Below are 12,015 nucleotides of genomic sequence, written 5' to 3'. Positions count from 1 at the left end.
GGCGGTGTTCGATCGCGTCGACCGGTCGCGGCTCCTCCTTGGGTTCCGGCCGTACCGGGCTACAGGGCCGTCGCGGCCTGGTCGATCAGGGCTGCGACGTCCTGCGGGTGTGAGGCGAGCGAGGCGTGTCCGGCGTCCAGGGTCACGGTCGCGCGTGCGTTCATGCGTTCGGCCATCCAAGCCTCGGTGACCGGCGGGATCATACGGTCCTGGGAGGAGACCTGGTACCAGGCGGGCTTGTCCCGCCATGCCGGAGCACCGGCCCTGTCCTCGAAGCAGCGCGCGGCGATCGGCTTCTGGGTACGTGCCATCACCAGAGCGTCCGTCGGATCGAGGTCCTGGGCGAAGGCGTCGGGGAACGCCTCGAAGTCGATCCACAGGAACCCGTCGGCGTCCGGCTTCAGGAAACCCTCCGGGACCGGGCCGCCGTCACGGGCCAGCAGGCCGCCCAGATTCTCGTCCGCGTCGGGCGCGAACGCGGCGACATAGACGAGGCCGGCGACGTTGGGGGCGTGGCCCGCGCCGCCGATGACCGCTCCGCCGTAGGAGTGGCCGACCAGCAGGACCGGCCCGTCCTGCGCGTTCAGGAGGGTACGGGTACGGTGGATGTCGTCATCCAGCGAGGTGAGCGGGTTCTGCACTGCGGTGACGGTATAGCCGCGCGCCGCGAGCAAGGGGATCACCCCGCGCCAGTGCGAGCCGTCACCCCACGCGCCGTGGACGAGAACCACATTCTTGATGGCCATGGATCGCTCCGTTCATGAAACGGCGCAGGCCGGGTGCGAGCCACTTGGCTGCGTCACCTCACCTCCGCACCCCTGCGGTATTCCTGCGGCGCGGTCAACGCCAACAGTCAATCGCCTGAAGAATTGGTCCAGGTCGTAGCCGCCGTGGACGGAGGCCTGAGAGCCGGCGCCGGCTCGCACGATCCGCCTCTCGCGAGACGACCAGTCCGTACACGGGCGCCGAGATCGGGACCTCACATCTCACCGGCCTGGGACGTTTACCGGACATGGGACCAGACACCCCTCCGGAGGAGGGGGAACCACGCACGGGGCGACGCGCGGAGCACGCGGAACCCGCCCCGTGGCCGCCGCCGGCGGCATCCGACGCCGAGAAGACCCCGCAGACACTGGAGGCCACCCCATGAGCACCGCATCCCGGCGGGCCGACGTCACCGCGGGCCCGCGGGCCCGCGCCACCACCCCCGTCGACCAGATCGACTGGCCCGCGCTGACAGCGGAGGTCAACGCCTACGGGTGCGCCCTGACCCCGCCGCTGCTGACCCCGGCCGAGTGCGCGAGCGTCTCCGGACTGTACGAGGAGGCCGGACTCTTCCGCTCCACGGTCGACATGGCCCGCTACCGGTTCGGATCCGGGCAGTACCGCTACTTCGACAGCCCGTTCCCCGACCTGGTGCAGCGGCTGCGGCAGGCGTTCTATCCGCGGCTGCTGCCCATCGCCCGCGACTGGGCCGCCAAGCTCGGCAGGAGCGCGCCCTGGCCCGACAGCCTGGACGAGTGGCTGGAGATGTGCCACGCGGCGGGACAGACCAAGCCGACGCCGATCCTGCTGCGCTATCGCCAGGGCGACTGGAACGCCCTCCACCGCGACCTGTACGGCGACCTCGTCTTCCCCCTGCAGGTCGTCATCGGCCTGGACGAGCCCGGCGTCGACCACACCGGCGGGGAGTTCCTGATGGTCGAGCAGCGGCCCCGCGCCCAGTCCCGGGGCACCTCGACGCTGCTGCGGCAGGGCCACGGCCTGGTCTTCACCACCCGTGACCGCCCGGTGGAGTCGGCGCGCGGCTGGTCGGCCGCCCCGGTCCGCCACGGGGTCAGCACCATCCGCTCGGGCACCCGTCACACCCTGGGCCTGGTCTTCCACGACGCCGCGTGAAGGGGGACGGTCACCGTACGGCCCTCCGGCCCACGACAGGTCCGGCCCCGCACGTCGCCGGGCGCCGGCAGGCGCCCCTACAGGGAGCACACGACATGACAATCATCGCGGGCACCGGAAGAGCCACCCGGCCGCGTTCACCGCTGGTCCGTCCCCTCCCCGCCGCGCGGGCGGCGGCTCCGGCGCAGCCGGCCGGGCACACCGCCGCCGAGGTGGCGGCGCTGGTGGAGCAGCTGACCGCGGCCCGGCCGCGGATCGAGACGGTCACCGTCGGCCACGGGCGCGACGCCGCCTCCCGGGCGGCGGCCCAGGCGTTCGTCCGGAGCTGGGAGGCCGCGGGCGGAACCGTGCTGGCAGTCGTCGACTGGCCCGAGGAGGCCGCGTCCTGGCTGCGCCCGGCGCGGCGGTTCGCCGCCGGCGATCCCGACGCGTGGGTGGTGGCCGGCGCCGCGCTGGGATGGGCGCAGATGAGCCGCCGGCTGCGGCACAGCACCGGCTGGCAGCCGCGGCGCACCTACGCCTTCGCCTGCCTGGGCGACGTGCGGGTCGTGGAGCTGGCCGGACCGGCCACGCTGGAGGACATGCGCGGGGTGGCGGCGGACGGCAGCACCTGGCGGATCGGCCGCGGCCTGATCACCTACTACCCGCACCCTGACGAGGGCCCCCGATGACCGGGCCGGCCGTGGGGAGGAGCCGCCCGGGGACGCGGGCCCGCGGGTCAGGCGTCCCTGCGGGTCAGCACGGCGGCTCCCGCGCCCAGGGCGGCGACCACGTACGCCGCCAGCACCGCCAGCGCCCCGAGCGGCGGGAGGTCTCCCACGGCGGACGGGTGGTCCACGAGCTGCCCCGCGAGATCGGGCAGCAGCACCGAGCCGGCCCGGCCGCCCCACGGGGCGGGCAGCAGGGCCGCCACCACGGGGAGCACGAACAGCAGCGCGCTGACGGTGACGATCGCCCCGGCGGCCGAGCGCAGGACCGCCCCCAGGCCCAGGCCGACGAGTGCCACCACGGCCACCGACAGGCCGGAGGCGAGCAGCATCGGGATCTCCGCCTCGGGCGGGGTCACGTAGCCGGGGCTCAGCGGCCGGTCGCCGACGACCGCCCGGCCGGCGGCGAACGCCCCGGCCAGGAACAGCAGGCCGCCGAGGAGGGAGATCCCGGCGACGACCACCGCCTTCCCGGCGAGCACCCTCCGGCGGCGCGGCACGGCCGCGAGGCTGGCGCGGATCGTTCCGGTGGCGTACTCCGAGGTGATCGACAGCACGGCGAGGACGCCCATGCACAGCTGGACGAGCGGCAGGAGGACCTGCTCGACGGGCGGCGCCTGGAAGCGCGTCCGGCGCTCGGGCGGCAGGCCGTCCCAGCCGTTCACGCCCTGCAGCGCCAGGAAGGCGGCCACCGGCACGGCCAGGGCGACCAGGCCGAGGACGTACCAGGTGGAGCGGACGGAGCGGAGCTTCAGCCACTCGGCCGCGAGCACGTCGGTCACCGGACGTCCCTCCTGCCGAGTACGGCGGCCGCCGCACCGAGCGCGACGACGACGTACAGGGCCATCACCGCCAGCGCCGCCGGCGGGGACAGGCCGATCCCCGCGCCCGCCCTCCCGAGGCCGACCGCCATGGGGACCTCGCCCGCGAGCTGCCGTGTCAGGTCCTCCAGCAGCACCGAGCCGACCCTGGCGTTCCAGGGCGCGGGCAGCGCGACCGCGAACCTCGGGACCACGTACAGCAGTACGACGACGCAGGTGACCGCCCCCGCGGTGGAGCGCAGGACGGTGCCCAGGCCGAGCCCCACCAGGGCGAGCACCATCGGCGACAGCCCGGTGGCCAGCATCTCGGGGAGCTCTCCGGCTAGCGGCGCCGTGAAACCGTGGATGGGGCGGTCCCCGACGACCGCCCGGCCGGCGAAGAACGCCGCGAACACGCTCGCCTGCCCGGCGGCGAGGGCGACGGCGGCCACGGCCACGGCCTTCGCCGCCAGCACCGCGCCGCGCCGCGGCACCGCCACGAGGCTGGTGCGGATCATGCCGGTGGCGTACTCCGAGGTGATCGTGAGGACGCCGAGCACCGCCGCGCAGATCTGCACGGGCAGCAGGACGAGCCGCTCCGGCTCCGCGGCCCGCAGCCCGGCCCGGCGCTCGGCCGGCAGGCCCTCCCACAGGTTCACCACGTAGCGGGTGAAGACCGCCATGAGCAGGACGGAGGCCACGACCGCGCCGAGGACGTACCAGGTGGAACGGGCGGAGCGGAGCTTCAGCCACTCGGACGCGAGCGCGCCGGTCATCGCCCGGCCGCCCGATGCTCGACGCCGTCGCCGGTGAGCTCCAGGTACGCCTCCTCCAAGGAGGCGCTGCGCGGCGTCACCTCGTGCACCGCGAGCCCGTGCCCGGCGGCCAGGTCGCCGATCTCCGTCACCTCGAGCCCCTTCACCGTCAGCCCTCCGTCCGGCTCCGCCAGGACCGTCGCCCCGGCGGCGCGGAGCACCGCGGTCAGCTCCGCCGCGCGCGGGGAGCGCACCAGCACGCCCCGTTCGAAGCGGCCGGCCAGGTCCTGGACCGAGGTCTCGGCGATCAGCCGGCCGCGCCCGATGACGACGAGACGGTCGGCGGTGAGCGCCATCTCGCTCATCAGATGGCTGGAGAGCAGGACGGTGCGTCCCTCCGCGGCCAGCGAGCGCATCAGGTGGCGGATCCACCGCACCCCTTCCGGGTCCAGCCCGTTGACCGGCTCGTCGAACATCAGCACACCCGGGTCGCCGAGCAGCGCCGCGGCGATCCCCAGCCGCTGCCGCATGCCGAGGGAGAACCCGCCGACCCGCCTGCGGGCGGCCCCGGCCAGGCCCACCTGCTCCAGCACCTCCGTCACCCGGCGCACCCCGATGCGGTTGCTCCGGGCCAGCCAGCGCAGGTGGTCGAAGGCACTGCGGCCGCCGTGCACGGCCGCGGCGTCGAGCAGCGCGCCCACCTCGCGCATCGGGTGCCGGATCGCGGCGTAGCGGCGCCCGTTGACGAGCGCCTCGCCCGAGCCGGGGGCGTCCAGGCCGAGCAGGACCCGCATCGTGGTCGACTTCCCTGCGCCGTTCGGCCCCAGGAAGCCGGTCACCTGTCCCGGCTCCACCCGGAACGACAGCCCGTCCACCGCGACGGTCGCGCCGTAGCGTTTGGTCAGCTCCTTGACTTCGATCATGCCGTCGAGGGTCCCGTACGGCGGGCCGGCGGCGCGTCGGACCACGGCCGGGATCGCGCCGTCGGACCTGGGTCCGGCGGCGGCGGTGCCGTCCGGGGCGGGTCATACCCGAGGATGACGTCCTCCGGGTGGAGGCCGGAGCCGGAGCCGGGCCGGTAGCGTCTCGGTGTGGACGATCTCGACGTGGACGGCTCGCTGCTCCTGCGCAGGTGGAGCCGCGGCCAGCTCGTCGCCCTCGATGCGCTGGCCGGGACGGTGTATGTGATCGCGTTCCTGCTGTCGGCGATCGCGCGGCCGGCGGCGGGGACGCAGCTGTGGGCGCAGTGCCTGCTGCCGGCCGGGATCGGGGCGGCGCTCGCCGTACGGCGGCTGTGGCCGCTGCCGGTCTTCGGTCTCGTCCTCGGCGCGTCCCTGGTGTCGTTCTCCCTGGGCCTGGCGCACGACGGATTCGCCGCGGCGGCCTTCGCGCTCTACCCCGTCGCGCTCACCCGTCCCAGGCGCCGGTGGGAGCCCACGGTCGCGATCGGCGTGTGCGGCGCGGCGGCCTTCCTGATGCTGTCGCTGGCGGGCAGTCCCACCCCGGCCGGATGGGCGCGCCCCCTCGGCGCCCTGGTCGCGGGCGCGGCGTTCCTCGGCTGCACCTGGACGGTCGGCCGTGCCGTGCGGGAGCGGCGCGCGTACGCGGCGCGCTCGGCCGAGCAGCTCGCCGACCGGGCGGTCACCGAGGAGCGCCTGCGCATCGCGCGCGAGCTGCACGACGTCGTCGCGCACAGCATGAGCCTCATCGCGGTCAAGGCGGGGATCGCCAACCACGTCGCGGAGGCCCGGCCGGAGGAGGCCAGGGACGCGCTGCGCGTCATCGAGGCCACCAGCCGGGGAGCGCTCACCGAGATGCGTCACCTGCTGGGTGTGATGCGTTCCGGCCCCGGCGCGGCGCCGGACACGGTCTCCGGCCTCTCCCCCGCCCCGGGCCTCGACGGCCTGCCCGAGCTGGCCGGCCGGGCGGCGATGGCCGGCGTCCGCGTCGACCTGGACGTCACCGCGGCCGCGCTGCCCGAGGGCGTCGGGCTGTCGGTCTACCGGATCGTGCAGGAGGCCCTGACCAACGTGGTCAGGCACGCCGCCCCGGCGCGGTGCCGGGTGGCGGTCGAGGCGGACGGGCGGGAGGTGCGGGTCGAGGTGACCGACGACGGACCGGGCCACCGGGTCCTGCCCGGCCGTCAGGGCCACGGGCTGATCGGGATGCGTGAGAGGGTCATCATGTACGGCGGGACCTTCACGGCCGGGCGGCGGCCGGAGGGCGGGTTCGGGGTGTCGGCGCGGCTGCCGTACGGCGAGGACGGGTGAAGGGGTGAGTCCATCGGCTCAGCGGGAGGACGGCGTGATCCGCGTGCTGGTCGCCGACGACCAGGCCCTGCTCCGCGGCAGCTTCCGGCTCCTGGTGGACACCGCACCGGGCCTGACGGCGGTCGGCGAGGCCGGGACCGGCGCCGAGGCCGTCGCCCTGGCCCGCAGCGAGCAGCCGGACGTGGTGCTCATGGACGTGCGCATGCCGGAGATGGACGGCATCGAGGCGGCCCGGCGCATCTGCGGCTCGGCCGACACCGCGAGCGTGCGCGTCCTGATGCTCACCACGTTCGACCTGGACGAATACGTCTACGCGGCGCTGCGGGCGGGAGCCAGCGGCTTCCTGCTCAAGGACACGCCGCCCGGCGAGCTGCTGACGGCGATCCGCGTCGTGGCCGCCGGCGAGGGGCTGCTCGCGCCGACGGTCACGCACCGCCTCATCGCCGAGTTCGCCAGGCGCCCCGAGCCGTCGCAACCACCCGTCCGGGAGCTCGACGGCGTCACCGGCCGGGAGCGCGACGTGCTCACGCTCATCGCCCGGGGGCTGTCCAACACCGAGATCGCCGGCCATCTGAACCTCAGCCTCGCGACGGTGAAGACGCACATCGGCCGGCTGCTCGGCAAGCTCGGCGCCCGCGACCGCGCCCAGCTCGTCATCGTCGCCTACGAGACCGGCCTGGTCTCGGCGGCGCCGCGCCGGCCACGCTGAGGGACCCTCGGGCGGGCCCGCCCTGCGATCTTGTACGGCGGGCATGCCGGGAAAGCGGAGAACCGCCCCTAAAGACCAAAATATCCGTAAAATGCTGCCCTTCTTGTACGCATGTGACTTGGGGGACAGAAGTGACGATGCTCAGCCGCCGGAACCTGCTCAAGGCGGGCGCGGTCTCCGTGCCCGCCGTGGCTCTGGGCGTCCGGCCCGCCCAGGCGGCGTCCGCGCCGGTCCTGACCACCACGGGCATCGCCCCGGCGGCACTGGCCGGGTTCGACAATGTCATGAAGACCTACGTCAAAGAGCGCGACATCTCCTGCGCGCAGCTCGCGATCATCAAGAACGGCAAGCTCGTCCTGGCCCGCGGCTACCGGTATTCGGACGGCACGCAGGCCCTGCCGTCGGTGGACCCGACCTCGCTGTTCCGTATCGCCAGCCTGAGCAAGCACATCACCTCCGCGGCGGTCATGCGGCTGGTCCAGGACGGCAAGCTCAGCCTGTCGGCGCCGGTCACCACGCTGCTCGGCCTGTCGGCCGAGGCCGACCCGCGCCTCGCGCAGGTCACCGTGCTCCGCCTGATGCAGCACCTGGGCGGCTGGGACCGGGACATCTCGAACGACTACCTGTATCTGGACCACCAGATCTCCGCCACGCTGGACGTGCCGCTGCCGCTCAGCCAGGACGACATCATCCGCTATGCCGGCGGCCGGCCCCTGGACTTCGCCCCGGGTACGCGCATGGCCTACAGCAACTACGGCTACATGCTGCTCGGCCGGATCATCGAGAAGGTCTCCGGCACGAGCTACGAGTCCTACGTCAAGCAGAAGCTCCTCGCCCCGGTCGGCATCACCCGGATGCGGCTCGGCCGCACCCTGCGGTCGGCGGCGGCGCCGACCGAGGTCGTCTACTCCTCCCAGTACACCGGCAAGACCGTCATGGACGAGTCGGGCACGGTGACGCCGGCTCCCTACGGCGGCTTCAGCATGGAGAACCGGGGAGCCGGCGGCGGCTGGCTGGCCTCCGCCGTCGACCTGGTGCGGTTCTCGCGGGTCTTCGACGCCGCCGGGCCGGTGCTCGACGCGACCTCGATCGCCAAGCTGTTCGCCAAGCCGGAGATCGGCGTCAGCGGCGACGGATGGTGGTACGGCGGCGGCTGGTACGTGCGCCAGGTCCCCGGCCACCTCAACACCTGGCACAACGGATCGCTGCCGGGGACCTACACCTACCTCGCCCGGCTGCAGAACGGCTTCACCTACGCGGCCCTGTTCAACCGGCGGGAGGAGACCGGCTCGCTCGACTTCGACGTGCTCAGCCCGCGCATGAACGCCGAGATCGGCAAGGTCACCACCTGGCCGACGACCGACCTCTTCCCGAAGTACTTCTGAGCCCCGGAGCGCTCACCGCCGGGGGCCGGCCTCAGGACCGGCCCCGGCCGCTCCTGAGGCGCGCTCCAGCACCTCCAGGACCGTCCCGGTGAGCAGCGCCACCTTGTAGCCGTTCTGGGCCGTCGGAGAACATCGGGCGGCGGCCCGGCCGGCCGCGCGGTCGAGGGGCTCACCGGCCAGGAGCGCCTCCTCGACCTCGGGCAGGCGCAGGGGGACGCGGGCGACGCCGCCCACGGCCACCGCGGCGGAGGTGATCCTCCCCTCCGCCAGGACCAGCCGCGCCACCGCCTCCACCAGCGGCCACTCCGCCTCGGACCTGCCGATCGCGCGGTGGTAGGCGGCCCGCTCCCCCGGCACGGGCGGCGGCAGGTCGATCGCGACGAGGATCTCACCCGGTCCGAGCAGGTGGTCGCGGGCCGGATCGGAGCCGTCGCCGTACAGCTCGCCGACCGGGAACGGCTCCCTGTCGCGCACCTCGACGGACGCCTCGCACCCCAGCAGCGCCATCGCCAGCGACGACGGGTGCGGGGCCACGCACGGGCCGGTCTCGATCACCGCGGAATAGAGGGTGAGCCCCGCGCGGGCCGGGCAGGAGTCACCGCCGTTCTGGTGGCAGGAGAAGGACGGGTTGCGGTAGTACCAGCAGCGGTTGCGCTGGAGCAGGTTGCCGCCGACGGTGGCCACCGCCCGGATCTGGGGTGTGGCCAGGGCCTCCGCCGTCAGCGCCAGGGAGGGATGGGCGGCGCGGAGCCGCGCGTCGCCGGCCAGCTCCGCGACCGTGGTCAGCGCGCCGATCCGGGCCGAGCCGTCCGGCCGCCAGGTGAGGCCGGACAGGCCGGGGAGACCGTGCAGGTCCACGTACGGCCCGGCCGGGCGGCGGGCCATCAGGTCGGTGCCACCCGCGCGGAACTCGCCCGCGTGTCCGGCGGCCTGGCCGAGATCGGTGGGGGCGGTCAACGTCTGATCCCTTCGAGCAGCCGGTCAGGCCGGACAGGCAGGTCACGGGGGCGCCAGCCGGTGGCGCTGTGGACGGCGTTGCCGACCGAGGCGGCCACGCCGATCGTGGAGATCTCGCCCACCCCGACGCCTCCGCCGTTGACGTGGTCCCACCCGTCCTGGTGGAAGTGGACGGTGATCTCCGGGGTGTCCCCGATCCCGGGGATCCGGTAGTCCTCCAGGTTCGCGGTCAGCACGGCCCCCGTCACCGGGTCGACGTGGCGCTCCTCGTGCAGCGCGTAGCCGATGCCCTGGACGACGCCGCCCTCGCACTGGCTGCGCGCCAGCCGCTCGGCGTAGACGCGGCCGACCGCGATCCCGGCCCACACCCGCAGCGGCCTGATCACGCCCAGACGGGTGTCGACCTCGACCTCGGTGACGTGGACGGAGCCGCTGAACCCGCGGCCCAGCGCCATGCCGGCCACCGCGACGGGCGTGAGGTAGCCGCGCCGGTCGCCGCGGCGCCTGCCCACGACTCTGCGTCCGTCGGCCAGGCCCTGCGCCCGCAGGCGCCGCGCGGCGTCCCGCGCGGCCGGAGCCACCGAGGCCGTGGCGCGGCTGCCGATGGAGGGCGGGCCGTGCACGGCGCCGGTCCTGCCGATCTCCACGCGGATCCGCCCGGGGGGCAGGCCGAGCTCCTCGCCCAGGACGCCGGCGATGACGGTGCGGGTGCCGGTCCCGATGTCCTGGACCGTCGTGCGGGCGACGACCACGTCCCCCTGGACCTCCAGCTCGACCTCGGTGGCCGGATCGAGCATGTAGGCCCAGTTGGCGGCGGCCACCCCGACACCCCGGCGGAACCTGCCCGTCTGCGAGCCGGTCGGCGGCCTGTCGAGCCAGACCGGCAGGCCGGCCGCCCAGTCGTAGAGCGCGTGGCGCTTGCGGTTGCCGTCCCAGCGGCGGCGCAGCGCGATCGGGTCCTCGTCCAGGCGGTGGGCCGCCTCGTCCACGGCCTGTTCCAGCGCCCAGAGCATGGGCGCCGCCCCGGGCCCGCGGAACGGCGTGCCGGGCGGCTCGTTGGTGACGACGTCGGAGTCGCGGAGCATCCGGGGCGCCGTGCCGTACATGAGGCGGGCGAGCACCGCGACGGCCGACCCGACCGCCACCCCTCCACGTCCGCGGACGTCCATGGCGAGGGCCGCGAGGTCACCTTTGTCGTCGGTGAGCAGCGCGAGCCTGGTCCGGGTGCCGGGCCGGTTCCCCGCGTCGGTGAGCTCCTCGGCGCGGCTCAGCACCACGCGCACCGGCGCGCCGCAGACCCGGGCGAGCTCGACCGCCGCGACCGTCTCGGCGGTGACCCCCGTCTTGGCGCCGAAACCGCCGCCGACGTGGTCGGCGACGATGTGGACCCGGTCCACGGCGAGACCCCAGCGTCTGGCGACCTGCTCGGCGGCCAGCCCCACCGTCTGGGTGGACAGGTGCAGGTGGAGCTCGCCGGGGCCGTCCCAGCGGGCCACGCACGCGTGCGGCTCCAGCGGGGTGTGCACCTGCACCGCCGTGGTGAACGTCCCGGTCACCAGGCGGGGGTCGGCGCGGCGCCGCGCGGCCTCGATCCGGTTCAGCGCGGTACGGCTGCGCCTGCCCGCCATGGCGAAGGGGCCTTTGACGTTGCCGTTCCAGCCGCCTGGCAGGTTCAGCCCCTCGCTGGAGCTGGGAGCGTGCTTCCTGCTCCGCTCGTCGTACACGGGCGGGGCGTCGGGCGCGTCGTCGAGGGCGGCGGGGACCGGGTCGTAGGCGACGCGCGCGCCTTCGGCGATGGCCAGCGCCTGGCGGAGGGTGGGGGCGGCGACGGCGGCGACGGGCTGGCCCACGTATCGGACGATCCGGTCGGGCGGGAGCAGGTCGACGGTGTGCGGGCCGTCCACCTCGACGCCGGTGACCCGGGCGTGCGCCTCCGTGGAACGGATGATCACGCCTTCGAGCTGGCCGTCCAGGCGGATGTCGGTGGTGTAGCGGGCCCGGCCGGTGATCTTGTCCATCGCCTCCACCCGCGCGGGCGTCCCGGTGGCGGCGTCGTGCTCGCCGCGGCAGGCGGCCGCGATCGCCGCGTGGATGCCCTCGTAGGCCCCGCAGCGGCACAGGTGCCCGGCCATCGCCGCGGCGATCCGCTCGCGCGGTGGCGTGGTGTCGCCGTGCTCGGCGCGCCAGCGGTCCACGAACGCGGCGGCCTCCACCACGAACCCCGGGGTGCAGTAACCGCACTGCAGGCCGTCGTGGACCGCGAACGCCCGCTGGACGGGATGGTCCAGGCCCTCCGCGGTGGTGACCTCCCGTCCCTCCACCGCGACGGCCGGCAGCAGGCAGCCGGCCTGCGGCGTGCCGTCCACCATGACCGTGCAGGCTCCGCAGACCCCGGTACGGCAGGCGGCCTTGGCCCCGGTGAGACCGAGCCGCTCACGCAGGACGTCCACCGTCACGTCGTCCTGGTCGGCGTCCACGAGAACGGGGACACCGTTCAGCATGATCTTCATAGCTCTCCTGTTGACGTCGTCAA

At 74.5% G+C, this 12,015-nt stretch carries 11 protein-coding genes; 5 read left to right on the top strand and 6 right to left on the bottom strand.

Features of this window, described 5'->3' with window-relative positions; translation table 11 throughout:
* Positions 1-59 precede the first annotated feature (59 nt).
* On the bottom strand, positions 60-746 hold the full coding sequence (locus J2S55_RS34865; protein ID WP_306869718.1) for an alpha/beta hydrolase: 687 nt from the start codon (positions 744-746) through the stop codon (positions 60-62).
* Positions 747-1,146: 400 nt separating this feature from the next.
* On the opposite strand from J2S55_RS34865, the gene J2S55_RS34860 reads away from it, so the two are divergent.
* Together J2S55_RS34860 and J2S55_RS34855 are read left to right on the top strand one after the other, a co-directional pair.
* Complete coding sequence (locus tag J2S55_RS34860) at positions 1,147-1,899, top strand: 2OG-Fe(II) oxygenase (RefSeq protein ID WP_306869716.1); 753 nt, start codon at positions 1,147-1,149, stop codon at positions 1,897-1,899.
* Positions 1,900-1,994: 95 nt separating this feature from the next.
* The gene (locus tag J2S55_RS34855) at positions 1,995-2,570 is read left to right on the top strand and encodes a type 1 periplasmic-binding domain-containing protein (RefSeq protein ID WP_306869715.1); all 576 of its coding nucleotides are present in this window, start codon (positions 1,995-1,997) and stop codon (positions 2,568-2,570) included.
* 47 nt (positions 2,571-2,617) lie between these two features.
* On the opposite strand, the gene J2S55_RS34850 is transcribed toward J2S55_RS34855, so the two are convergent.
* The 3 genes from J2S55_RS34850 to J2S55_RS34840 are packed head-to-tail and all read right to left on the bottom strand — an operon-like array spanning position 2,618 to position 5,084.
* The gene (locus J2S55_RS34850; RefSeq protein WP_306869713.1) at positions 2,618-3,388 is read right to left on the bottom strand and encodes an ABC transporter permease; all 771 of its coding nucleotides are present in this window, start codon (positions 3,386-3,388) and stop codon (positions 2,618-2,620) included.
* The gene (locus J2S55_RS34845; RefSeq protein WP_306869709.1) at positions 3,385-4,182 is read right to left on the bottom strand and encodes an ABC transporter permease; all 798 of its coding nucleotides are present in this window, start codon (positions 4,180-4,182) and stop codon (positions 3,385-3,387) included. Before J2S55_RS34845 ends, J2S55_RS34850 begins: the two co-directional genes overlap by 4 nt.
* Positions 4,179-5,084: an ABC transporter ATP-binding protein gene (locus J2S55_RS34840; RefSeq protein ID WP_306869706.1), complete on the bottom strand. Its 906-nt coding sequence runs from the start codon at positions 5,082-5,084 to the stop codon at positions 4,179-4,181. The genes J2S55_RS34845 and J2S55_RS34840 overlap by 4 nt, the downstream gene beginning before the upstream one ends.
* A 168-nt stretch (positions 5,085-5,252) precedes the next feature.
* Here J2S55_RS34840 and J2S55_RS34835 point away from each other — a divergent pair, with 168 nt between their 5' ends.
* The 3 genes from J2S55_RS34835 to J2S55_RS34825 all read left to right on the top strand — a co-directional run bounded on the left by J2S55_RS34835 (position 5,253) and on the right by J2S55_RS34825 (position 8,525).
* Entirely contained in the window at positions 5,253-6,431 is a 1,179-nt protein-coding gene (locus J2S55_RS34835; protein ID WP_306869705.1) for a sensor histidine kinase, read from the top strand.
* A gap of 34 nt (positions 6,432-6,465) precedes the next feature.
* Complete coding sequence (locus J2S55_RS34830; protein WP_306869703.1) at positions 6,466-7,140, top strand: response regulator; 675 nt, start codon at positions 6,466-6,468, stop codon at positions 7,138-7,140.
* 137 nt (positions 7,141-7,277) lie between these two features.
* The gene (locus tag J2S55_RS34825) at positions 7,278-8,525 is read left to right on the top strand and encodes a serine hydrolase domain-containing protein (RefSeq protein WP_306869701.1); all 1,248 of its coding nucleotides are present in this window, start codon (positions 7,278-7,280) and stop codon (positions 8,523-8,525) included.
* Positions 8,526-8,537: 12 nt separating this feature from the next.
* Here J2S55_RS34825 and J2S55_RS34820 read toward each other — a convergent pair whose 3' ends face one another.
* Both J2S55_RS34820 and J2S55_RS34815 read right to left on the bottom strand, forming a co-directional pair.
* Positions 8,538-9,482, bottom strand: a complete 945-nt coding sequence (locus J2S55_RS34820; RefSeq protein WP_306869699.1) for an FAD binding domain-containing protein — start codon at positions 9,480-9,482, stop codon at positions 8,538-8,540.
* A complete protein-coding gene (locus J2S55_RS34815) occupies positions 9,479-11,992 on the bottom strand; it encodes a molybdopterin-dependent oxidoreductase (RefSeq protein ID WP_370879725.1) in 2,514 nt (837 codons plus the stop codon). Before J2S55_RS34815 ends, J2S55_RS34820 begins: the two co-directional genes overlap by 4 nt.
* Between the last annotated feature and the right edge of the window lie 23 nt (positions 11,993-12,015).

This window comes from Streptosporangium brasiliense (assembly GCF_030811595.1).
In the GTDB taxonomy this organism is placed as follows: Bacteria; Actinomycetota; Actinomycetes; order Streptosporangiales; family Streptosporangiaceae; genus Streptosporangium; species Streptosporangium brasiliense.
The sequence above is the reverse complement of the archived record's forward strand: the minus strand, read 5'-3'. Positions and strand labels throughout refer to the sequence as shown.

What these genes read in the sequence shown, in the direction of transcription:
- J2S55_RS34855 (WP_306869715.1), top strand. Translation starts at nt 1,995, where the DNA reads ATGACAATCATCGCGGGCACCGGAAGAGCCACCCGGCCGCGTTCACCG.
- J2S55_RS34825 (WP_306869701.1), top strand. Translation starts at nt 7,278, where the DNA reads ATGCTCAGCCGCCGGAACCTGCTCAAGGCGGGCGCGGTCTCCGTGCCC.
- J2S55_RS34840 (WP_306869706.1), bottom strand. Translation starts at nt 5,084, where the DNA reads ATGATCGAAGTCAAGGAGCTGACCAAACGCTACGGCGCGACCGTCGCG.
- J2S55_RS34815 (WP_370879725.1), bottom strand. Translation starts at nt 11,992, where the DNA reads ATGAAGATCATGCTGAACGGTGTCCCCGTTCTCGTGGACGCCGACCAG.
- J2S55_RS34845 (WP_306869709.1), bottom strand. Translation starts at nt 4,182, where the DNA reads ATGACCGGCGCGCTCGCGTCCGAGTGGCTGAAGCTCCGCTCCGCCCGT.
- J2S55_RS34865 (WP_306869718.1), bottom strand. Translation starts at nt 746, where the DNA reads ATGGCCATCAAGAATGTGGTTCTCGTCCACGGCGCGTGGGGTGACGGC.
- J2S55_RS34860 (WP_306869716.1), top strand. Translation starts at nt 1,147, where the DNA reads ATGAGCACCGCATCCCGGCGGGCCGACGTCACCGCGGGCCCGCGGGCC.